The 21,169-nt window shown below is 63.9% G+C and carries 25 protein-coding genes and 1 tRNA gene; 6 read left to right on the plus strand and 20 right to left on the minus strand.

Annotation, left to right across the window (positions count from 1 at the left end; all coding sequences use genetic code 11):
• Window positions 1-122: 122 nt before the first annotated feature.
• From fabI to fabA, 3 genes are all read right to left on the minus strand, one after another.
• Window positions 123-956 carry an enoyl-ACP reductase FabI gene (fabI, locus tag KHC28_RS15130; protein ID WP_214009226.1) on the minus strand — a complete coding sequence of 278 codons (834 nt, stop codon included), beginning with the start codon at window positions 954-956 and terminating at the stop codon, window positions 123-125.
• Window positions 957-1,091: 135 nt separating this feature from the next.
• Entirely contained in the window at window positions 1,092-2,315 is a 1,224-nt protein-coding gene (gene fabB / locus KHC28_RS15135; RefSeq protein WP_214009193.1) for a beta-ketoacyl-ACP synthase I, read from the minus strand.
• 145 nt (window positions 2,316-2,460) lie between these two features.
• Window positions 2,461-2,967: a 3-hydroxyacyl-[acyl-carrier-protein] dehydratase FabA gene (fabA, locus tag KHC28_RS15140; RefSeq protein WP_214009227.1), complete on the minus strand. Its 507-nt coding sequence runs from the start codon at window positions 2,965-2,967 to the stop codon at window positions 2,461-2,463.
• Window positions 2,968-3,378: 411 nt separating this feature from the next.
• On the opposite strand from fabA, the gene irrA reads away from it, so the two are divergent.
• On the plus strand, window positions 3,379-3,861 hold the full coding sequence (irrA, locus tag KHC28_RS15145; protein ID WP_281419118.1) for an iron response transcriptional regulator IrrA: 483 nt from the start codon (window positions 3,379-3,381) through the stop codon (window positions 3,859-3,861).
• Between the two features lie 125 nt (window positions 3,862-3,986).
• On the opposite strand, the gene KHC28_RS15150 is transcribed toward irrA, so the two are convergent.
• Window positions 3,987-4,853 carry a LysR family transcriptional regulator gene (locus KHC28_RS15150; protein WP_214009228.1) on the minus strand — a complete coding sequence of 289 codons (867 nt, stop codon included), beginning with the start codon at window positions 4,851-4,853 and terminating at the stop codon, window positions 3,987-3,989.
• Window positions 4,854-4,948: 95 nt separating this feature from the next.
• Between KHC28_RS15150 and KHC28_RS15155 the strand changes: the two genes are divergently transcribed.
• Complete coding sequence (locus KHC28_RS15155) at window positions 4,949-5,356, plus strand: tautomerase family protein (protein WP_214009195.1); 408 nt, start codon at window positions 4,949-4,951, stop codon at window positions 5,354-5,356.
• 87 nt (window positions 5,357-5,443) lie between these two features.
• Here the strand turns inward: KHC28_RS15155 and KHC28_RS15160 are convergent, their stop codons facing one another.
• A complete protein-coding gene (locus tag KHC28_RS15160) occupies window positions 5,444-5,986 on the minus strand; it encodes an SH3 domain-containing protein (protein WP_376772710.1) in 543 nt (180 codons plus the stop codon).
• 292 nt (window positions 5,987-6,278) lie between these two features.
• On the opposite strand from KHC28_RS15160, the gene KHC28_RS15165 reads away from it, so the two are divergent.
• Entirely contained in the window at window positions 6,279-7,280 is a 1,002-nt protein-coding gene (locus tag KHC28_RS15165; protein ID WP_214009197.1) for a 2-hydroxyacid dehydrogenase, read from the plus strand.
• A 7-nt stretch (window positions 7,281-7,287) separates the two neighbouring features.
• On the opposite strand, the gene KHC28_RS15170 is transcribed toward KHC28_RS15165, so the two are convergent.
• Window positions 7,288-8,130, minus strand: coding sequence for a HesA/MoeB/ThiF family protein (locus KHC28_RS15170; RefSeq protein ID WP_246564864.1), 843 nt, complete (start codon window positions 8,128-8,130; stop codon window positions 7,288-7,290).
• Window positions 8,131-8,274: 144 nt separating this feature from the next.
• Between KHC28_RS15170 and KHC28_RS15175 the strand changes: the two genes are divergently transcribed.
• Window positions 8,275-8,351 (plus strand) — tRNA-Arg (locus KHC28_RS15175).
• 121 nt (window positions 8,352-8,472) lie between these two features.
• On the opposite strand, the gene KHC28_RS15180 is transcribed toward KHC28_RS15175, so the two are convergent.
• The 7 genes from KHC28_RS15180 to KHC28_RS15210 all read right to left on the minus strand — a co-directional run bounded on the left by KHC28_RS15180 (window position 8,473) and on the right by KHC28_RS15210 (window position 13,205).
• On the minus strand, window positions 8,473-9,426 hold the full coding sequence (locus tag KHC28_RS15180) for a hypothetical protein (protein ID WP_214009198.1): 954 nt from the start codon (window positions 9,424-9,426) through the stop codon (window positions 8,473-8,475).
• A 52-nt stretch (window positions 9,427-9,478) separates the two neighbouring features.
• Window positions 9,479-11,353: a phage tail tape measure protein gene (locus tag KHC28_RS15185; protein WP_214009199.1), complete on the minus strand. Its 1,875-nt coding sequence runs from the start codon at window positions 11,351-11,353 to the stop codon at window positions 9,479-9,481.
• Window positions 11,350-11,487 (minus strand): hypothetical protein, encoded by a 138-nt coding sequence (locus KHC28_RS15190; RefSeq protein ID WP_214009200.1) that lies wholly within the window; start codon window positions 11,485-11,487, stop codon window positions 11,350-11,352. Before KHC28_RS15190 ends, KHC28_RS15185 begins: the two co-directional genes overlap by 4 nt.
• Window positions 11,488-11,489: 2 nt before the next feature.
• Window positions 11,490-11,783, minus strand: a complete 294-nt coding sequence (locus KHC28_RS15195) for a phage tail assembly protein (RefSeq protein WP_214009201.1) — start codon at window positions 11,781-11,783, stop codon at window positions 11,490-11,492.
• Window positions 11,771-12,658, minus strand: a complete 888-nt coding sequence (locus KHC28_RS15200; RefSeq protein WP_214009202.1) for a head maturation protease, ClpP-related — start codon at window positions 12,656-12,658, stop codon at window positions 11,771-11,773. The genes KHC28_RS15195 and KHC28_RS15200 overlap by 13 nt, the downstream gene beginning before the upstream one ends.
• Window positions 12,655-12,900: a helix-turn-helix transcriptional regulator gene (locus KHC28_RS15205; RefSeq protein ID WP_214009203.1), complete on the minus strand. Its 246-nt coding sequence runs from the start codon at window positions 12,898-12,900 to the stop codon at window positions 12,655-12,657. Before KHC28_RS15205 ends, KHC28_RS15200 begins: the two co-directional genes overlap by 4 nt.
• A 113-nt stretch (window positions 12,901-13,013) precedes the next feature.
• Entirely contained in the window at window positions 13,014-13,205 is a 192-nt protein-coding gene (locus tag KHC28_RS15210; protein ID WP_214009204.1) for a helix-turn-helix transcriptional regulator, read from the minus strand.
• A 30-nt stretch (window positions 13,206-13,235) separates the two neighbouring features.
• Between KHC28_RS15210 and KHC28_RS15215 the strand changes: the two genes are divergently transcribed.
• Window positions 13,236-13,430 carry a hypothetical protein gene (locus KHC28_RS15215; protein ID WP_214009205.1) on the plus strand — a complete coding sequence of 65 codons (195 nt, stop codon included), beginning with the start codon at window positions 13,236-13,238 and terminating at the stop codon, window positions 13,428-13,430.
• Between the two features lie 238 nt (window positions 13,431-13,668).
• Here KHC28_RS15215 and KHC28_RS15220 read toward each other — a convergent pair whose 3' ends face one another.
• The 6 genes from KHC28_RS15220 to KHC28_RS15245 all read right to left on the minus strand — a co-directional run bounded on the left by KHC28_RS15220 (window position 13,669) and on the right by KHC28_RS15245 (window position 18,169).
• A complete protein-coding gene (locus KHC28_RS15220; protein WP_214009206.1) occupies window positions 13,669-15,030 on the minus strand; it encodes a DUF927 domain-containing protein in 1,362 nt (453 codons plus the stop codon).
• The gene (locus KHC28_RS27760) at window positions 15,023-16,282 is read right to left on the minus strand and encodes a DUF927 domain-containing protein (protein ID WP_214009207.1); all 1,260 of its coding nucleotides are present in this window, start codon (window positions 16,280-16,282) and stop codon (window positions 15,023-15,025) included. The genes KHC28_RS15220 and KHC28_RS27760 overlap by 8 nt, the downstream gene beginning before the upstream one ends.
• Window positions 16,282-16,569: a hypothetical protein gene (locus KHC28_RS15230; RefSeq protein WP_214009208.1), complete on the minus strand. Its 288-nt coding sequence runs from the start codon at window positions 16,567-16,569 to the stop codon at window positions 16,282-16,284. Before KHC28_RS15230 ends, KHC28_RS27760 begins: the two co-directional genes overlap by 1 nt.
• Window positions 16,570-16,773: 204 nt before the next feature.
• A complete protein-coding gene (locus tag KHC28_RS15235; RefSeq protein ID WP_214009209.1) occupies window positions 16,774-17,058 on the minus strand; it encodes a hypothetical protein in 285 nt (94 codons plus the stop codon).
• The gene (locus KHC28_RS15240; RefSeq protein ID WP_214009210.1) at window positions 17,051-17,542 is read right to left on the minus strand and encodes a hypothetical protein; all 492 of its coding nucleotides are present in this window, start codon (window positions 17,540-17,542) and stop codon (window positions 17,051-17,053) included. Before KHC28_RS15240 ends, KHC28_RS15235 begins: the two co-directional genes overlap by 8 nt.
• 159 nt (window positions 17,543-17,701) lie before the next feature.
• Window positions 17,702-18,169, minus strand: coding sequence for a hypothetical protein (locus tag KHC28_RS15245; RefSeq protein ID WP_214009211.1), 468 nt, complete (start codon window positions 18,167-18,169; stop codon window positions 17,702-17,704).
• Window positions 18,170-19,019: 850 nt separating this feature from the next.
• Here KHC28_RS15245 and KHC28_RS15250 point away from each other — a divergent pair.
• Window positions 19,020-19,940 carry an Abi family protein gene (locus tag KHC28_RS15250; RefSeq protein WP_214009212.1) on the plus strand — a complete coding sequence of 307 codons (921 nt, stop codon included), beginning with the start codon at window positions 19,020-19,022 and terminating at the stop codon, window positions 19,938-19,940.
• A 305-nt stretch (window positions 19,941-20,245) separates the two neighbouring features.
• Here KHC28_RS15250 and KHC28_RS15255 read toward each other — a convergent pair whose 3' ends face one another.
• Window positions 20,246-20,470: a helix-turn-helix transcriptional regulator gene (locus tag KHC28_RS15255; RefSeq protein WP_214009213.1), complete on the minus strand. Its 225-nt coding sequence runs from the start codon at window positions 20,468-20,470 to the stop codon at window positions 20,246-20,248.
• Window positions 20,471-21,169: the final 699 nt, after the last annotated feature.

Below are 21,169 nucleotides of genomic sequence, written 5' to 3' on the forward strand. Positions count from 1 at the left end.
CATTTTCGAGCGAAGCGGGCACCGGTTCGCGTGAAGAAAATTCGGAGAAACAAATACCTGGAGCATGTCCGTCAACCGGCGTTCACCGGACATGCTCTGGCGCGCCCTTCACGGCAGGCGGCCTACTCCGCCGCCTCGCCGGCCTCCACCGCGTCCTCGATGGTCTTCAGCGCCTCGGGATGCGGCATGGAGATGATGTTGTAGCCGGAATCGACGAAGTGCACCTCGCCGGTGACCCCGCTCGACAGGTCGGACAGCAGGTACAGCGCCGCGCCGCCCACCTCGTCGATGGTCACGGTGCGCCGCAGCGGCGCATGGCGCTTCTGGTAGTTGAACATCAGCCGCGCATCGGCGATGCCGGCGCCGGCCAGCGTGCGGATCGGCCCGGCGGAAATGGCGTTCACCCGCACGCCCTGCGGCCCGTAATCGGCGGCGAGGTAGCGCATGCTGGCTTCCAGCGCCGCCTTGGCGACGCCCATCACGTTGTAGTTCGGCATCACCCGCGTCGAGCCGCCATAGGTCAGCGTCACCAGCGAGCCGCCATTCGGCATCAGCGTGGCCGCGCGCTTGGCGAGTTCCGTGAAGGAGAAGCAGGAGATCACCATGGTGCGTGAGAAGTTCTCCCGCGTGGTGTCGGCATAGCGGCCCTTCAGCTCGTTCTTGTCGGAGAAGCCGATGGCGTGGACGAGGAAGTCGATCGTCCCCCACTTCGCCTTCAGCTCCGCGAACAGGGCGTCCACCGAGGCGAGGTCCTCGACGTCGCAGGCGAGCACGGTGTCGCTGCCGAGGCTTTGCGCCAGCGGCTTCACCCGGCGGCCCAGCGCTTCGCCCTGATAGGTGAAGGCCAGCTCCGCCCCCTGGGCCGCCAGCGTCTTGGCGATGCCCCAGGCGATGGAATGATCATTGGCGACGCCCATGATCAGGCCGCGCTTGCCCTGCATCAGGCTGCCCTGCATCGGGGTGTCGTGCACCGGATTGCCCTGCGTCAGGCTCATCGTCTTCTCCTCGCGGCCGGCGCAACGCCGGATGGAGCTCTTTCCGACCGGACGATGACGTCCGGTCGACGGGAAAGCACGCTCACGTCAAAAAAATCAGGCGGCGTCGGGATGCTGCAGCACCAGCACGGCATTGGCGCCGCCGAAGCCGAAGCCGTTGGACAGCACCCGGCCGAGCTTCACATTGTCGATGCGCTCGCGGGCGATCGGCATGTCGGCGAAGGCCGGGTCGATCTCGTCGATATGCGCGCTCGGGGCGATGAAGCCGTTCTGCATCATCAGGATCGAGTAGACTGCCTCGTGCACGCCGGTGGCGCCCTGCGAGTGGCCGGTCAGCGACTTGGTGGCGGAGATCGGCGGGCAATTGGCGCCGAACACCGCGCGGATCGCCTCGATCTCCTTGAGATCGCCGATCGGCGTCGAGGTGGCGTGCGGGTTGATGTAGTCGATGCCGCCCTTCACGCCGGCCAGCGCCAGCCGCATCGCCCGTGCCGCGCCCTCGCCCGAGGGGGCGACCATGTCGGCGCCGTCCGAGGAGGTGCCGTAGCCGACGATCTCGGCATAGATGCGGGCGCCGCGCGCCTTGGCGTGTTCCAGCTCCTCGAGCACCAGCACGCCGGCGCCGCCGGAGATCACGAAGCCGTCGCGGTTCTTGTCATAGGGGCGCGAGGCCACCGCGGGGCGGTCATTGTAGTCGGAGGACATCGCCCCCATGGCGTCGAACAGGCAGGACAGCGTCCAGTCGAGATCCTCGCAGCCGCCGGCGAACATCACGTCCTGCTTGCCGTACTGGATCATCTCGGCGGCGTTGCCGATGCAGATATTGGTGGTCGCGCAGGCGGCCGAGATCGAATAGCTGGCGCCCTTGATCTTGAACCAGGTCGACAGCGTCGCCGAGGCGGTGGAGCTCATCGCCTTCGGCACCGCGAACGGGCCGACGCGCTTCGGGCTCGTGTTCTTGCGGGTGATGTCGGCGGCTTCCACGATGGTGCGGGTGGAAGAGCCGCCCGAGCCCATCACCATGCCGGTGCGCTCGTTGGAGATCTCGTTCTCCTCCAGCCCGGAATCGCGGATCGCCTGTTCCATGGCGACATGGTTCCAGGCGGTGCCGCCGCCATGGAAGCGCATGGCGCGGCGATCGACGATGGCGCTGGCGTCGAGCTGCGGCGCGCCGTGCACCTGGGAGCGGAAGCCCAGTTCGGCATAGCTGTCGGAGCGGGTGATGCCGCTCTTGCCCTCGCGCAGCGAGGCCAGCACCTCCTGGGTGGAGTTGCCGATCGACGAGACGATACCCATCCCGGTGACGACGACGCGGCGCATAGGCTTTCCTTCCTTGGCGGGGTCCGGCGGCGTTTCTAGTCCGGTGCCGCGCGGGGACCCCTCTTCGTGAATGAGCCCCCGGCAGATGGCGCCGGGGGCCGTTGTCGACAAGGGCCGCGTGACGGCCGTGTACGGCCGGGGAGGCTCAGCTCTGGAACAGGCCGACCTTCAGGTCGCTGGCGCGGTAGATCACCTCGCCATCGGCTTCCAGCCAGCCATCGGCGATGCCGAGCACCAGCTTCGAGCGCATCACGCGCTTGAAGTCGATGCCGTAGACCACCTTCTTGGTGGTCGGCAGGACCTGGTTGGAGAATTTCAGCTCGCCGAGGCCGAGCGCGCGGCCACGTCCGGGCGCTCCGAGCCAGCCGAGATGGAAGCCCACCAGCTGCCACATGGCGTCGAGGCCGAGGCAGCCCGGCATCACCGGGTCGCCCTTGAAGTGGCAGGCGAAGAACCACAGGTCCGGGTTCACGTCGAGCTCGGCGCGCACATGGCCCTTGCCGTTCGCGCCGCCATCCTCGGAGATCTCGGTGATGCGGTCGAACATCAGCATGGGGGGCAGCGGCAGCTGGGCGTTGCCGGGCCCGAAGAGCTCGCCGCGCCCGCATGCGAGCAGTTCATCATAGGAGAAGCTGTTCTGCCGTTCGACCATTGCCGCCGTATCACCACGCATCATGTTTCGACCGCGAGCGGCATGTTGCCGCCCGGTTTCTGGCGCTTCCTATCACAGCGCCCTGCCGGCTCAAAGCCATCCTCAGTGCGGCGCTACCGCTCAGTGTGTCGGGCGGATGACGAGCCGGGCGGCGCGCGGTGCCGGGCGGGAGCCGGCTTGTTGTTTGGAATGATTACTATAGTGCGACGCATTGTTGCCCTGACGCGAAGCCTGCGAATATAATGCTGGTTGAAAAACCCGTTGCCCGCGGCCATTTGCGCTGTGGTGGCATCGCCTTTGCAACCGCTTGCGATGTCGGTCGAAAGTCCGGCCGTCGCTTGGATTGTCTGTTCGGAACGTGAAATGAGCGAGACTTTTCGCCCTGCCCCTATCGCCGTGTCGCGTATGGTGATGGAGGATGACGAGCCGGTGCTTCCGGTGGCCCGGCTGCGGGACGTAGCTGCCGCGAGCCGCACCGGCTGCCCGTTCCACGACGTTCGCCACATGCTGCGCGATGTCGGGCTGCGCCCCACCCGCCAGCGCCTGGCGCTCGGCTGGCTGCTGTTCGCCAAGGGCGACCGTCACGTCTCGGCGGAAATCCTGCACGAGGAAGCCATCAAGGCGCGCTTCCCGGTGTCGCTGGCCACCGTCTACAACACGCTGCATCAGTTCACCGAGGTGGGCCTGCTGCGCGAGCTCGCCATTGACGGCTCGAAGACCTATTTCGACACCAACCCGTCCGACCACCATCACTTCTTCATGGAAGGCGAGAATCACCTTCTCGACATTCCCAGCACGGCGGTCGAGGTGGAGCGGGTTCCCGAGCCGCCGGAAGGCTACGAGATCGCCCGCGTCGACGTGGTCGTCCGCCTGCGCCCCAAGCGCCGCGGTTGATTGCGTCGGGGGTGAGCCCCGGCAGCCTCGGACAGGAATAAGCAAGGCCGGTCTCAGGACCGGCCTTTTTGTTTGCACGCCGCACGCCGGCAAGCCGCCACAAGGCAAGGTCGAGGCCGCCCGGATCACGCCGTCGCCCGTGCCTCGCCTACCCCCCTCGCATGCGCCGCCAGAGCCGCCAGCGCCCGCTTCTGCCCCGGTTCGGAGGCGCGCGCGTGCAGCATCACCGTGGCCTCGGGCAGGCCCGGCAGATCGAAATCGCGCCCGACTTCCCGGCTGCCCGCCGGCGCCAGCCGCAAGGCCAACGGCGCCACGGCCAGCCCGGCCGATACCGCGGCCGCGACCGCCGCGACGCTGCCGCCGACGAAAGCCTCCCGCCATCCAAGGCCGCCGGCCGCGAGCGCCTTCAGCGCCTGCGCACGCACCCCGCAGGGAACGGCGAGCAGCGCCAGCGGCACCGGTTCCCCGGCAGCCAGTCGCAGGGAGGGGCTGGCGAACCAGCCATAGCCATCGACGCGCAGCTTTTCGCCGTCGCGACGGTCGCCCTCCCGCCGCACCAGCACCGCATCGAGGTCGCCGGCGTCATAGGCATCGAGCAGGGCTCGCGAGAAACCCGCCCGCACCTCCAGCCGCACCGCCGGAGCGGCGGCACCGATTCGGCCGACCAGCGCGGCCAGCCTGTCGCCCACCACCTGGTCGCTGATGCCCAGCCGCAACCGCACCGGTTCGGCCGCCTCCCACAGCCGCGCCCGGCGCTCGGCGGCGAGCAGGTCGCGGGCGAGCGGCAGGAAGCGCTCGCCGTCGAGGGTGAGCCGCACCAGTCGCGGCGAGCGTTCGAGCAGGATGCGCCCCAGCCGCGCCTCCAGCTTGCGCATCTTAAGGCTCACCGCCGACTGGGTGGTGCCGTCGAGCTCGGCGGCGCGCGTGAAGCTGGCGAGTTCCGCCACATGCACGAAGGCTTCGACGAGATCGAGGTCGAGCGGCCGATCCATCATTTCAAATCGTCATCACTAATATCATCAGCGATATGATTTCATCATTCCCGTCGCGGCGCTAGCCTTCCCCGACATCACGAAAGGAGGCTTTCATGCCGATGATCCAGATTAGCTATGCCCCCGGCCCCGCCACGCCCACGGGGATCGAGCCGCAACTCGCCGACCTGGCGGCCCGGCTTGCCGAACGCGAACTCGGAAAGGACCCGGCGGTGACGGCGGTGGCGATCCAGCGGATCGACCCCGCGCACTGGTTCTGCGGCGGCCAGCCACTTGCGGAGCAGGATCTCGCCGGCTTCTGGCTCGACATCCGGGTGACGGAGGGCACCAACGACAAGACCGAGAAGGCGGCCTTCATCGCCGCGACCTTCGCCGGCATGGGGGAATTGCTGGGACCGCTGCACGGCGAGAGCTACGTGCATGTGGTCGAGGCGCGGGCCGATTCCTATGGTTATGGCGGCCGCACGCAGGAGCGTCGCTATATCGAAGCGCGTCCGCTCTGATCGATCGGCCTCACCGTACAGGGATCGGCCGCATCGTCCACCTCACCCTCCTCCGTCCCGCGCTCGCGCAGGATGGAACGAGGGGTATCAATCCACCTTCTCGCCGGGATAGACGCCCCACAGCCTCTCCTGCTCGATGAAGCCCTCGAAACCGTCGCCATAGAAGCGGCACCAGGTGCCGTCGCAATCGCTCACCTGGCCGAGCACGCCCGGCTCCACCTGCGCGGCGACGCGGGACTTCGTGTCCCGGCTGGCATAGAGCGAGGTCGGCCCGCCCTTCAGCCACGGGCCGACCAGCGCGGTGCGCCGGCTCGACAGCATGGAGTGATAGACCCAGCCCTCCGCGCCGTCGGAATCGCGGATGCGGCGCCAGGTCTCGAATTCCGCGGTGATCTCCACCGGCAGGCCGGCGCGGGTGAACACCCAGGCTACGCCATGGTCGCGCGAGGGGCCGGAGCGCACATTCACCTTGTCGGCCTTGATGGACACGAAGCGCGGCACCGGCAGCCCGCTCTCGCGCCCGACCGGCCCGGCATTGGCCGGCGCGGAAGCCTGCGTCTGTGCATGCGCATGCGAAAACGTCTTGTAGATCAAGGGCTCCGCCGCCAGCACCGTCGCCGCCGCGATCAGGACCAAGATCAGCGAGCGTTTCCTGAAACCGCCCGGCCGACCACCCCGGCGCCCCTTGCCGCCTCGAAGCTTCTCACCGATTCGAAGCGTGGAAATTCGCATCGTTCCTGTCACCTGTTCATCGCATGCACCAAGACGCCCGGAGGGAGCTCCGGGCGGCGGGCGCACGCCTGCACCGCGAATGGGTGCTTTTTGTGTTTCGCCGACCCGTCTGCTAATGAGGCACCGTCCCAGCCGGACGGCATTTTCCGCCTTCGACGTTAACGGGACCTTGCTCGCGACGGGGATTGAGATGGCCCGCAAGAAGCCACTGGTCGTGGTGACCCGCAAATTGCCCGACAAAATCGAAACCCGCATGCGCGAGCTGTTCGACGCCCGGCTGAATGTCGAGGACGTGCCGATGACACAGGCGCAGCTTGCCGAGGCCATGGCAAGCGCCGACGTGCTGGTGCCGGCGATCACCGACCGGATCGACACCCGCATCATCGAGGCGGCCGGCCCGAATCTCAAGCTGATCGCCAATTTCGGCAATGGCGTCGACCATATCGACGTCGTCGCCGCCACCGAGCGCGGCATCGCCATCACCAACACGCCCGGCGTCCTTACCGAGGACACCGCCGACATGACCATGGCGCTGATTCTCGCGGTGCCACGGCGACTTACCGAGGGTGCCTCCCTCATCATTCGCGACGAGGGCGTGTGGCCCGGCTGGTCGCCGACCTGGATGCTCGGCCATCGTATCTGGGGCAAAAGGCTCGGCATCATCGGCATGGGCCGCATCGGCCAGGCGGTGGCGCGCCGCGCCAAGGCCTTCGGCCTGCAGATCCATTACCACAACCGGCATCCGCTGCCGGCGCAGATCGAGGATGAGCTCGAAGCCACCTATTGGGACAGCCTCGACCAGATGCTGGCCCGCATGGACATCATCTCGGTCAACTGCCCGCACACCCCGGCCACCTTCCACCTGCTGTCCGCCCGTCGGCTCAAGCTGGTGAAGCGCGACGCCTATATCGTCAACACCGCCCGCGGCGAAGTCATTGACGAACATGCGCTTATCCGGATGATCGAGACGGGTGAGCTGGCCGGCGCCGGCCTCGACGTGTTCGAACGCGAGCCGGCGGTCAGCCCCAAGCTGCTCAAGCTGGCGCGCCAGGGCAAGGTGGTGCTGCTGCCGCATATGGGGTCGGCAACGGTGGAAGCCCGCATCGACACCGGCGAGAAGGTGATCGTCAACATCCGCGCCTTCATGGACGGCCATCGCCCGCCGGATCGCGTCGTGCCGTCCATGCTGTGAGAGCTGCTCAGCGGCGGTGGCGCGACAGGTCGGTGATGGTCGGCGCGGTGCCGGTCAGCGGATTGTCAGGATCCCAGCCATAGCTCAGCGTCTCGAAGCGCATCGACAGCGTGTCGATCATCAACAGGCGCCCGACCAAGCCCTCGCCGAAGCCGACCACGGCGCGGATCGCCTCCAGCGCCACCAGCGAGCCGGCGACGCCGGCAATCGCGCCGAGAATGCCGGCCTCGGCGCAGCTCGGCACGGTGCCGGCCGGCGGCGGTTCGGGAAACAGGCAGCGATAGGTGGGATTGAGCGTACCGTCAGCCCCGCGCTCATGCCCCCGCAAGGTGGTGACGGTGGCGTCGAAGCGGCCGAGCGCGGCGGTGACCAGCGGCTTTTTCGCCAGCACGCAGGCATCCGACACCAGATAGCGGGTGGAGAAATTGTCCGACCCGTCGATGACCACGTCGACCTCGCCGATGAGATCGAGCGCGTTGTCGGCGGTGAGCCGCGTCGCCTCGCCTCGAAAGGCGACATGCGGATTGAGCGCGGCGACGAACGCTTCAGCGCTCTCGGTCTTCAGCCGGCCGACGGCGTCGGTGGTGTGGATAACCTGCCGCTGCAGATTGGAGAGCGAGACGACGTCGTCGTCGACCACGACGAGGCGGCCAACGCCGGCGGCCGCGAGATAGAGCAGCGCCGGCGCGCCGAGCCCGCCGGCACCGACGATGAGCATGCTCGCCTTTTTGAGCTTTTGCTGTCCCGGACCGCCGATCTCGGCCAGCACGAGATGGCGGGCATAGCGCTCGATCTCCTCGGCGGAGAAGAACGGCTTGCGGGCGGCGGCGGCGGGCATATCGGTGCTCATGACGCCCGCTATATAACCATCGCCCGTCCCGCTGCCATATGGCGAAGCCGGATCGGCGCATTTCCGGCGAAGGAGCGGCGGGCACATGTTGCCCAGGCGCAGGCATTCGACTAAGAAGACGACGTCCGGCGCCGAGCGCCGCTGGCACCCGTAGCTCAGCTGGATAGAGCGTTGCCCTCCGAAGGCAAAGGTCGCACGTTCGAATCGTGCCGGGTGCGCCAACTATCTCAAGCACTTAGCTGAGACGCCACCTCTACCGCAGCGAAGCTACTCACCAAATACTCACCAAAACGGCCGCACCGAAGCGCGGCCGTGATGATGGTCAATCCTGTGGTGCCTTGATCAAGCTGCACTCTGCTCAGCCGGGTCGTCGATCAGCTCGAACTCTACGACTGCGGCGATATGGTCCTCCGTGCTGACCGAGCGCGCCCGCGGCAGTCGTCGGACCGCTGCGACTTCCGCCAGAACTTCCTGCGGATCGACGATGCGCCCGCCCGAGAGGTAATAGCCCCAGCACGCCGAACCCTCGAACATCGCCGGCAGCTGAACATTGCCAGCGATGCCGGCAGGCATCTGCGTGACCGCCTCCGCTGGCAGGTATTCGATCCGGCGGAAGGAGCGGAGTCGAGCGAGAACCAAAGGACGCGTATTCCAAAGCGGATTGTCGCAAGGATCGTCCAGCTTCACCAAGCCAATATCGGTTCCCGTCTGCCGAACAGCGCGCTGGTCTTCCAGAGGCCGCGACATGCCATCGGCGATCCAGAGCCTTTCGATCCGCTCGCCGAGCACCTCGCGCTCCCGACGTGGGTAGAGCATCGCCGCCTCTGTGCGGGCGAGAGGCGTGCGCCCCTTCGGTAGGTCCACGTTGGCAGCGTCAACCGCCGCGTCCGCGCGCGCCATTTCTTCCATGAGGTCCACGAACTGGCTGACGAGTTGCGGATAGATCTTCGCCAGCCTCTTGCCGGCGTCCGCGCGCGCGGACAGGGCCGCGGCATACCGTGCCGCCCGTTCAGCTTCAGCCGTTTCCTGCTGCACCAGCGCCAGGCGCTCACGCAGCGTAGCGAGATAGAGTTCGGCATCGGCGAGTTGATCGGCCGTCGTGGAGATCGCTTGCTTGTGCCGGGCGCGCTCGGTGTCGCTGGCGATAAGCAAGTCACGGCGCCGTCCCTCAAGCTCCTCCATTTGCGATCGCAAGCTAGCGACTGCCTGCTCTGCCGAGGCAACAGACGCCTCCATTTGATCTAGCGTTGGCTTCTTCACCTGAAGCATCGCCTTAAAGCTGTCGAAGATTTTCATCTGTGGTGTCCTGACCGTTGGCGAGAGTATCAAGCTTCGTGGGATGGGAGGATCAGGCACGATCGAACAGGTAAAGCTCTTTCGTGATTGGGTCGACAGGACCGCGACGCCCCGAATGTCCCATATCGAGATCCCACGTCCCGAATGCCGCCCCCTGTGTGTGAACAGCGGCGGTGGTTCCGGCGGGCGCGTTTTGGAATTTCACGTTCAGGGTAGCGCCACCGCGCATCGCGCCGCCGGCATCCGCCACCCGATCGCGACGCTCCATGGCGTACAAGCTGGGGCGATCGGACAACGAGCCATAGCGGCCACGGTATTGCCGAGGCGGGCTATCTGATGATGGTGAGTTCGGTGCCGCCGGGGCCGGGGCCGTTCCCGGCGTGATCGTCTGGCCTCGAGAACCGTTGGCGGCGGGAGCCGCGCCGGTGATGCCGGTAAAGCTCAAGCTGTTCCAGGCCGCCTGGATATCGGCAATCGCCTGACGCACCCAGGTGGCGACATCATTCATGATCTCCCGGATCCGCTGGACGCCACCTTCGAACTTCGCGCTCCAGTCGGTGCTGAAGGTGTCGTCGAGGATCTTCAGCAATCCGGACACGATGGCCGTCAGTGTATCGAACTGGCCGCCCCAGATGTCTCCCATCGCGCCAAACACGTCACCGGTGAACAACTTCTTGAAGCCGTCCCATATCCGCCCGATGCCGGCGGAGAACCCTTCCCAGTTGCGGAGAGCGCCGGCTACGGCGGCTAGGCCGAGGATCACCGGCCATCCCCCCATGGCGAGGGCGGCGCTGCCGACCTTGATGATGTTGAAAGCGAGTTTCCCCAGCGCCAGCCCCAACTGTACGATCGGCACCCATAGCGGCGCCGTCAGCACCCCGGCCAGCCCGATCAGCGCCCCCTTCCAGCCTCCGATCGCCCTTACGAAGCCGTCGATTCGTTTGAAGCCGGTTTCTGTCTGGATGATGAACTGCTTCATATCGAAGCCGGCGAAGGCGTCACGAAGCCCCATAACCGCCTGCTTCACCTTCAGGGCGACCCATTCTCGGTTGAGCGTGATCCACTCCCGAAATTGCCGAAGCAGGGGTGTCAAGACAGGTTCAAGCGCCGAGCCGATGGTCAGGCCTAGCCCCTGGAATGCTGTCCCGGTCTTGTCCATCTCGTCGCCGAGGCGCTTGGCGCGTTTGACATCGTCATCAGAGATGATGATGCCCAGCTTCCTCGCTTCGGCGGCAATGTCCTTAAGACCCTGCCTTCCGTCGGCGAGCATAGGGACCAGCGCCGCTCCACTCTCGCCGAACAAGGTCATAGCCATACGGGCGCGAAGTGCAGGGTCCTTGTTCTTCTCGAAAGCCTGTGCCAGCTGCGGTAGGAGCGTTTCGAGCGGCTTCAGCTTTCCATGTGCATCTTTGACGCTGATACCGAGCTTGCGGAACAGCCCGGCGGCGTCTTTGTTCTTGCCGCGGCTCACGTCCACCATGGTTTTCTGAAGCTGGCCGAGGCCGGCATCCAGAGCACCAGCCGAAGCGCCACTGGTTTCGGCGGCATACCGCCACTCTTGAAGCGATTGCGCCGAGACACCGAGGCGATCGGCGACATCGGATATTCCCGAGCCGGCGGCCGCAAAGGACTTGGCGGCAGCATAGGCGGCTGACGACACGGCACCAAAATATGTCACCACCCCCAGCGCGGCCAGGGAGCCGACGGCCGCAAAGTTCCATGCGACCGACTGCAAGCCGCGCCCCACACCGCCGAGCGCGCGCCCAACACCTTGCGTCGCCCTGCTGACGCCGCTCATATCGACGGCTACGCGCTTCAGTGCCGGATTCCGAGCAACGGCCCCCATCGAGGCGCCAATCCTCGCGAGCGTCGGTGAGACGCGGTCGGTGATCTCGGCGACGCCGCGAATGTCCAAGGGTTGGGTCATGTTCGGTCCTCTGGGCTCTTGCTGCGCTCCATGAAAGCGACCGTGTCTTCATGGTCCTCAAGCAATTCCGACAGCGACTTGGCTAGGTAGTGATCCGGCGTGGCCTTCCAGAACCACGCCAGATCGAAGGCCAACCTCACGACATCGTCGGGTCGGTCGAATCCCCGAAAAAAGGCGCGAGTGCCCCCGCGAGTTTGATCATGTCGCCACCACGTAGCTGGTCGATGGCGTTCGGCGTCAGGGGCGGGCTGGAAAGCAGCACGGCGTATTGCGCCACCCGCTCCATGTCGAAGTCGATCCCGCCGGAGGGAAGCGCGATAAACGGCAGCCCGTGGCGGCGGATCTCGGCGCCGGTCGGCTCTCGAAACTCCACCTCCGGCACTTCACTGCCGAAGGACTTGGGCGGGCGGGAGAAAATTACCTTGGACATGAGCATGCTCCATGTGCTGCCGCAGGAATTGCGTGCAGGTTGGCGATCGGAAAAGGGGCATCGAAATCGGCGAGAAAGGCGGACGTCCGCCATTCGAGGACATCGGCTTGGTCGGCAAAACCCAGCCGCACTGCTTCATCGCCGGGCATGAACTTCTCGGCATCAAGCATCGCCTCTATGGCGTCACGGCTGAGGCCGGTTCGATCGGCGTAGACCGCGACCATGTCGGCCGCAAAGTTCGTCGCAATATCCATGCGATAGAGCGACCCGGCCGCGGCCATAGCCCGTGCCTGATCAAGCGGTATGGCGACGCGGCGAGGCCGGTGAATCATCATCCGAGCGCCGGTCCGCATCACAATCTGATCGCCAGCCATCGCAATGATCGAGGCCGCCGAGGCGGCAATGCTGTCGATCACGATAAGTTTCGGCGTCGGATGCTGCTTGAGGATCGCCCAGATCTTCAGGCCCTCGCCGAGCGATCCACCTCCACTGTTGAGCCGGACGACCACAGGCCCGCTCAGCGTGGAAAGTGCGATTTCGACGTCTTCGGCGTAGATCGTCGGCGAATACGCATCCGGGATGCCAATTGCGCCCCACAGACGCAAAGCATTGTCCGCTATAAGGTTTTGCGGATCACGCGGCGTGACAGGTCTCGACGAGGGCGATAGAAAATTATTATTACCCCCTGGGAATTTCTTGGCGCTAGGGGAAGCCCATGCCTCCGAAACACCCATCCCCGCCACCGGCCCGGAAGGACCCGACGAAATAAAGTTGCGCGCGGAGGATGTTTCGGAAATTTTATTGCCCACCTGATCGAGATTTTCGATCACAGCCTCACTGGCATGCCAGCTGCCGGCCGCCCTATCCGCGCTCATCCTCGGGGCTCCAGCATCCCACCGCGCGACAGGCCGATATATTGCCCGCCTGCTACGGCTTCCTGCTCTTCCATCCATGCACGCAATGTCGAGCGACGGGCGCAGATGGACGAACCCAACCGGAAGGTCGGCAGGCTGCCGGACTGAACGCGGTAATAGATGGTATTGGGAGAGACGCCGAGAAAATCGGCGATGGCAGATGCCCCATAAAGAACATCGCCATCAGGTGCGATCTTTACCATCGTGAGCCTTGCGTTCCCCGATCAAACTGATCGGCCGAATGACTCAGACAGTTTTAGACAAATTCACAAAATATTGGATCAGATCAGAGTGAAGACACTCAATGCATTTCAGATCAATTGCAATCTGACCTTTTCTTTACCCATGCATCAAGGTCACTCTCTCGAATGCAGAGCGGAGATGTCGAGCCGGACGCCATTTTGAATACGGGCAGTCCTTCACGCGCAGCATAGCGCCACACAGTGGCCGGGGAGACGCCGAGGCGCTTGGCGATGACGTTCATGGTGCGGAGGATGCGGTCGGACATGTCTCACCCTTTGCGATTGAGGGAACGGGATTGAGCGATCTGCTCGGCTGCCAGGCGCTCGGCCTCTGCGCGGGGCAAGCCCTCGTCGTATTCGAGGATGGCAGCTCTCTCGTCGTAAGCGGCTTGCCAGTCTTCTTCGTCCCAGCCCTCATTGTTTTCGAGGGGAACGTGGGGAACAAGGGGAACAGCTTTCTGAAACCCTTTGGTTTCAAGGCCTTGTGTTGATCTTGCCTCTGTTCCCCAACTCTCGGTGGGTTGGGGAACATGGGGAACGGGCACGGTGGCTCCCCGCACGTTCTCAGCTACATCGTTTCGAAGGGGAACATGGGGAACGGCCTCCGCAAATCGTTCATTTGCAACGCTTTGATGCGTTCCCCACTTTGCCAACTCTCCGCAGCTGGGGGAACAAGGGGAACAGCCCTCCCCTTCGTAGCGAAGACAGCGAAGCGGGTGAGATCCGGCATCAGCCGAAATCCCGATCGGCATAGGTGCGCGGCTCGGCCTCGCCGAGGATATCGGACGTCAGCACATAGCACCGCACCGGATTGGCGAAACTCGGGAGCCGAGTCTTTATCTGAGGCTTGCCATCATTGCCGGTGACAAGACACCCGCGCCGCGCCAGCGTCTTCGCCACCGCGGCTGCGTCCAAGCCGGAGCACACCTCGGTTCGCCATGCCTCGGGAAGCACCAGATATTCGGTCCCGCCCGCATCCGAGCGGCGACGGAAACCGACACGGTTCGATATGCGCTGATCAATCGGACTGCCAATCCCATCCTTCGGTGCCAAATCGCCCATAGCTTCGAAGCGCGACGTGCCGTGCAGCTCGATGAACCGACGGACGGCCCCGATCGCTTCGCTTTCCTCGGCAGGCTCGATACCGCCGCGCGCGCCAAGCCAATCCTGAAGGCAACGAGAAGCGGCGCGGGTCGCCTCGCCGGACTCCCACGGCGCAATGCTCGCCATTGTCGCCATCTCGCCGGCCGCTGCGACCAAGCCGAACCGCGCCGCGACGCGGCTTACCTGCCCATCGGCATCCGCGGGGCAGTTCTCGGCAAGAAACTCGTCCATGAAGCCTTTGACGGTCGGTGCGATGGCATCGAAATTGTCGACCAGGGTGCGGAGGAAATGCCGGCTGGGGTGTCCATAGTGCTCTCCCGCCGCCGTCTTCAGGTGCCGCGCAAAGGCATCGGCCGAAGGAAAACCGTGCAGGTTTTCGAACAGGCCAAGCCCAGCACCAGCATCGGCGGGGATGTCGACGATGCGCACCTGCTGGCCGGCGGCCGCTTTCCGCCCGCGCCCATCTTCCGCAATCTTATCGGCAAGTGAGAGTTCGCCGCTGGAGAGGAAGAGCAGGCGCCATTCTGCCGACGGCCGAGCTTCGCCGGATCGCGATGCCCTCGACTTCCCGACACCGTTCGCGAGCATATAGGCGATTTGCCCGGCTTCCCGCCCGTCCACCTGCCCCATCTCGTCGAGACAGAGGAGGCAATCACAGTGCATCCCAGCAACGCCCTCCAGCCCGTTGGACGTGGCGCGCCAGGTCCGCACATAGCCGCGAATGCCACCACCGCCCCAAACCGAACCTGCCACGACAAGGGCAGTGCTCTTCCCCGTCGAGGAAGCGCCACGGAAATGGAAGCCGCCACTCTCGGCACTCGTCGGATAAAGCAGAGGTGCAGCGAATGCCGTCGAGAGCGCCAGCACCAGTCGAGAGTTGCCGACAGCGTAACGGCCGACATGCTCCTGCCACTGCTCCAGCGTGCCGGCTTCCCGAAGCGCGTGATCCACCGCACCATTGGTCTGGAGAATAATGCGCTCACCCATGTGCTGGCTCCACTGTCTGGTTGCTGAGGGTGAAAGAACGGGAGTGCCACCCGACTCGCGCCACACAGCGCGCTTTGGTGTCAGGCCGGGCGGTCGAGATGTATTCGTGCAGGGCATCACGGGCGAACTTGCCCGGCGCCATGATCAGACCGAGGGATAGAAGGCGTTCACGATAGGCGGTGCCGTCGCCCGCCAGCATTGCCATCGGCATCGCCCATTCTTTGGTGCGCTGATCGCGATCAGTGACGGACAGCAGCCGGCCCCATTCCTCGCCCTCGGAGCTGCGTGTTTCGGCGGCGACCTCCAGCAGCGAACAGAACCACCGCCATTCGACGGTGATCATCCCGGTTTCCTTGTCGGCCCGCTCGATTCGCTTTTCGACGCCGTTCCAGGCGAGCCGGAACGGCCAGCCCTCGAAGGCTTCCGGCCCGTCGAGATCCGCGTCGTCACCGAGCATGGACTGAGCAGCCTTCCGCTCCGCAGCATCGCGATAAGGAGGAAGGAAAGCAGGATCGTCGTGCAGCTCGGCGACGCGTTCGGCAGTCCATCCCTCGTCAAGAGCGTCAGCAAGATCCCAGCCCTCGGGGATAGGCTCGCCACGTAGTACCTTCTCGCCATCCTGCCAGCGCCAGGCGCCGAGCCGATCGGGTGGCAGGTGTCGGATGGAAGCAGCGCCGGCCGCGCGCAGCAGCTCGCATACCTTGTCACCATATTCCTGCCCCGCCTTGTCATTGTCAGTGGCGATGATGACGTCACGACCGGCGAGCGGACTGAAGTCCGTCAAGTGCGGGCTCTTGGCGCCATGGGCGGGTGTCGTCGCTAGCATGTCGGGGAACAGCTCGGCGGCAGCGTCGCGCGTCTTTTCGCCCTCGACGACGAGGACCGTGCCCTCTGTGACGTCCACCATGAACGGAAGATTGAACAGCGGGCGCGGCGCCGGCATCCCTTTCGATCGCCAAGCGCGCCTACCGTTCCCGATGTCGCAATAGGTGACGGGGAAGAATTCCTTCGCAGGCCTGCCCTCGGAATCGAGGAAATCCCACCGACAGACATAGCCAACGAGGTCGCAATCGGCGTTTCGGTACGGCCATGACTTCGACGGCTCTCCGAACTTGGGATGTTTGAAAGTCATGGGTGGCGCGTCGTCAGGCACCGGCACGATCGGCGTCTTGCAGTTGGCCTTCGGCGCCGTTTGCTCGGCCGTCATGGCCTCGTTCGACGAGAGGGGAGCGAACATGGTGGTGGCGTCCATCATTGCACTCCCAGCATGTCGGCGAGCTTGTGCGCGGCTTCGGCCTGGCCGGTGCCGGCGAGATAGGCGGCGAGGCTCACCACGTCGCCGCCCTTATCCCCGGTGGCGAAGTCAGCCCATTTCCCCGACCGCATGTTGACGCGGAAGCTCCCCGCAGCGCGGTCCGCGCGACGAGGATTGAGAGCCACCCACTCCTGCCCCTCCCGCCGCCCGTTCGGCAGCCACCGCGACAGCAGCGCCGGGAGCGCGGGCAAAGCTGCGGCATTGATGCGAGCGAAGTCGATCAAACAAGCCCTCCATGCATCATATGGCGGCGGGCCTCGTCAGCACTGGCAAACCAGCGGTAGCCGACAAAGCATCGTCCATCATGGACGGCGACCATGGTTGCGCCGGAGCACGGGATATGGTTGAAACTGGCGGAGAGAGCTGAGCAAGCTTTCCGCATTTTGCCGCCGCGCCGGGCTCCTACCCCCGTCGTGGCGGTTTTGCTTTCAGGCATCGATTTTCCCTTCATGGCTGGTTGAGGTTCGGAGCGGGCTGAGTTGCGCGGCCGCCCACTGGTCCAGTTCGTCGACCGGATAGAGTGGAAAGCGGCCCGCGTGCTGGAAGGCAGGCCCGCCACCTGTCACCGCCCATTTCGCGAGCGTGGCAGGACGGACGAGGATGCCGTGAACCGTTTCGAGATAGATGGTCGCCTCCTGCCGGCGCAGGCGAGGCTTGTTGAGCGCGGTGGGTAGCCGGGAGCGGTCCGGAGTTTGAGGGGAGAGGTCAGACATTGATGTCCCCCTCGCTCCAGGCGATGCCGTGCTTCATGGCTCGCAGGCCAATCTCGTTCAGCACCGCCGAGACGTTGATCAAGGCGACGCGGAGGGGCCTACGCCCTTCCTGCTCTAACGAACCGACCACGTCAGGGAGCGACCCGGCCACACCGAACCCGCCATCGGGAACATCGAGCTCTATCGGCTCGCTGGCATAGCCGAACCACCAATCGGCTCCGCGGCTCTTAGCAGCCCGGAGCACATCTCCCCGTGCTCCCAGTATTGAGCAGGCGGTTTCCGGAGAGAGACCATGATCGAGTCCGATCTTGTCAGCCAGTCGCACACCGACAGCCAGCAGCAAGACATCAGCGGCCGTGTGCCTTACACGCGAATATTTTGCCCCGGCATCGATCGGGAGCTGCTGGCGATGATCGAGTGTGGCGAATCGCCTGAGGGAGATGCCAGCCAGCTGGCAGGCCTCGCCCCTCGAATAATCCCTCATGGCACGACTCCAATGTTCACATATGAAATCATATGAGAGATTCAGATTGTTTTCAAGCGATGTCATTTCGCGACATTGAGCGAAAACTGCCCGCTAGCAGTCGATGGGTTGCGACCCGCGGCGCCAGGGACCTCCCCCGTCTGCCTCCCTATCGACGGCTCACACTTGCGCCGGCAGAAAGCGACGTGCAGCACCCGCGAGCGTCCGAAAGAACAGGGTCTCCGCATCATCGGTTGTCCCTGCCATGCGATAGCCAGGGAACCACTCAGCGAGATTTCCTTCCCGTTCTCGCTCCGCGATCTGGACCTCTTCGCCCCACTCGCAGAACGCAAGAAAACCCGCGAGCGAAGTCGGCGACGTCGTGAGGAGCTGAAAAGCCGCGGCACATTCAGCGTCACCCGCGGCCTCTAAGGCTTCATGCGGCGCGTCAATAAGCGACCAACAATAAGTCGACGCCGCGCGCCACTCGGCAATCGCCGTGAAGATTGGGTCGGGATCGCCGGACAGCTCGTCGAGCAACGCCTGCAAAGCGGCCATCGTCGCTTCGGTGCGCTTTTTCAAACCGCTCGCCTCGACCATCGTGAAGTCGCGGACATAGTTGGGGCGTTCGCCCAAATGCGTGTGCATCGGCGGTGTCCTATGGTATGGATTGGTCAACAGTTTATGTTGATAGAGCTGACACCCCTTATCGTCAACAGAAAATATTGGTCATGACACCTGCACAATGCCGCGCTGCTCGCGCTCTTATCGACTGGACCCAGCCTCGGTTGGCGGAAGCCTCCGGGCTTGGCCTCTCGACTGTCGTGGATTTTGAGAAAGCCCGCCGAGCCGTTTCAGCGGATGCGTCCGCCGCCATCCAGCGCGCTCTAGAAGCCGCTGGCGTCACGTTCCTCGCTAGCGGCGACACGACCAGCGGCGGGCCAGGTGTGAGGTTGAGCTTTGGTGTCGAGCGATGACGCGCTTTACGATTAAAATTAAGGGCAGACAAATTCCTGTGACGCTTAGCTCAGAAAAAGTGTCAGAGGCGAAATCATCAGGCGCAACGCACGTGAGATTTCAGTGTCTTGATTGCCGTCACTCAGCATCAATACCGATCGAAGATACCGACGGGAAAGCATTTTACTGTGGATCGTGCTTCGAAAATCCAGATCAGGCCTTTGAAAACTATGGCTGGGAGAACGTCGTTGCGTCGACCTTCTGATCCAACAAAGCAGAGAGTGGCGAGGGGCCGGGGTGCGGCTGAGGAAGGCGCGCTCGGAATGAAAAAAGTTTCTGAATCCAGATCAAGGGGTTGCACTTGATCGAGGCTGTTGGGTACCGCACCTGCGACGATCGCGTTATTGCCATCTTAAGGCTGATGCGCCATATCTCTGATCAATAAGACCCGCCACGCCTCGGACGAAGCCTCGGCTTCGCACTGCGCACCCTGGCGGGTTTCTTCTTTTCACCCCGCTGTTCTCGTCATATTCATGGCGACATGAAGTTCGCCAAGCCATCCCTTTCTATCGCTGATCAGATAGCCCTTCTTGAACGAAGAGGCATGGGAATTCCAGATCGGGCGCGGGCAGAGCATTACCTTCAACACGTCAGCTACTATAGGCTGAGGGCCTATTGGCTTCCGTTTGAGCAGCCCGCGCCATTGAGCGGCGATCACATGTTTCGCGCCGGCACCTCTATAGATGACGCCATCGCGCTTTACGTATTCGATCGTCAACTTCGTTTGCTGGTGATGGATGCCATTGAGCGGGTGGAGGTGTCATTGCGGGGTGCATGGGCCTATCACCTCGCGACAAGGTATGGCTCCCACGGCTACCTAGACGCCGCCCTATACGATAGGGCCGATCGATATGCCAAAGCCTTTGCCGGCCTTCTGGAAGAAATAGAACGATCGACGGACACTTTCATAGTCCATTACAAGAGGAAATATGGCGATCCGGCGCAGCCTCCGATTTGGATGACTGCCGAAGTCATGTCTCTCGGACAACTTTCCAAATGGTTTAGCAACTTGAGGCTTCGGCACGATCGCCAAGCAGTCGCTAAACTATATGGTCTTGATGAAAAAATACTTGTTTCAGTCGCGCATCATCTGACCTACGTACGAAATATCTGCGCTCATCATGGAAGGCTTTGGAATAAACAATTCACTGTCACAATGACCATTCCAAACTCTCCGGGCTCGCTGAAGCTGGCGATGAACACAGCAGCCACGCGAAAGCTCTACAACACGTTGGCAGTTCTCGGCTATTTGATTGGGATCGTCGCGCCAGGCACAGAGTGGCGGAAACACTTGGTCGGGCTGATTGCGTCCTGTCCGCTTGCCGACCCTGTCTCCATGGGCTTTCCGAACAATTGGAAGAACTTGCCTGCTTGGAAGATAGCTGGTCCGCCCTCAATTTGAGGATGAACCACCGGCAACCCCGTTCCACGGTGGAACGGGGTTGCGCCCCACCATGGGGCGCATGGAGATTGAACCGCCTTCCTCCTTAATGGCGGGAATCTTTCTGCGTCCAGCGCGAGCATCGCGGGCTCACGATGCGCACGCCCACCGAGAAGGCCGGCCGCGCACAGCCTTTCCCGTCGCAGATCGAGACGGCAAGCGCGAGGGCGCCTATAACCGTGCCGAGCACATGGACCGGCGCCGGGAGATCGCACAGGCATGGGCAGACTTCCTGATGGAAGGCCAGATGCCGATCGCCGAACTGGTCACGCTCCCGCGCCGGTAGGACGCTGGTAGACCGGCTGCAAGCCGGCAATCCAGGCGTCCACCTCGGACTTCTTCCAGCGCACCGCGCCGGGCGCTAGCCGCACCGGCGACGGGAACGTGCCCTCGTTGATCTTCACGTACAGGGCCGACTTACCGAGAGCGACGCGGGCCGTCACCTCGGCGAGCTTGAGCAGCCGGTCGCCTTCGGCATCGGTCAGGTACATAGCCGGGGAGGCTCCTTGATCATGCATTGCTGGCCACCTCCTGAGTTTCGTTCGAGCGTGTTCCGACACTTAAGCGCTCAGCTACTGTTGCCTCGGCATTGCGCGCCACCGTGGCGCACAAGGGTGCCCTCGCTGGATCCGATCACACTCCAGCCACCAGCGGCAAGAGACCAACTATCTCGCAGCGAGTAGGTGGCGGCATAGCTTTCCACGAAGAGCCACGGACAGATGGCGCTGATCTGATCGGCCGAACTGGGTTGCCAGAGCGGCCGCCCTCGGGTCCGACCGCCAGTTCGTTGCGTTTACGCCGACAGAGTCACCAACGGTCACGCCCTACCCTTCCCCAGAAACGTGGACCAGATTATTTCTTCTTAGGAGCGGCTTTAGCGGGCTTCCCGTCACCATGAGCCAGGACCGCGGCAGCGAGCCTCTTCATATCCTTGCCAGCTTTAGGGTCGCGTAGCTTCTGACCTGCAAGCCGTTCGACGCTATCGGAATGATCCTTACCGCCTTTAACGTTCGCCATGTTAAGCGCCTCCCCAGACTCAGACGCGACTCAGTTGCGTCAGGACAATCACAGGCTGCATTGACGTGCTCCCCATTTTCCTGCCGGTCATAAGTTAGGCCCGGCTGGGTTTTGGTCCTCATGGGACCGGCTTGCGAACATCGACGGCGATAGGCCGCCGAGGCTGGTATGGG

The sequence above is a fragment of the Ancylobacter sonchi genome, from assembly GCF_018390695.1.
Classification (GTDB): domain Bacteria; phylum Pseudomonadota; class Alphaproteobacteria; order Rhizobiales; family Xanthobacteraceae; genus Ancylobacter; species Ancylobacter sonchi.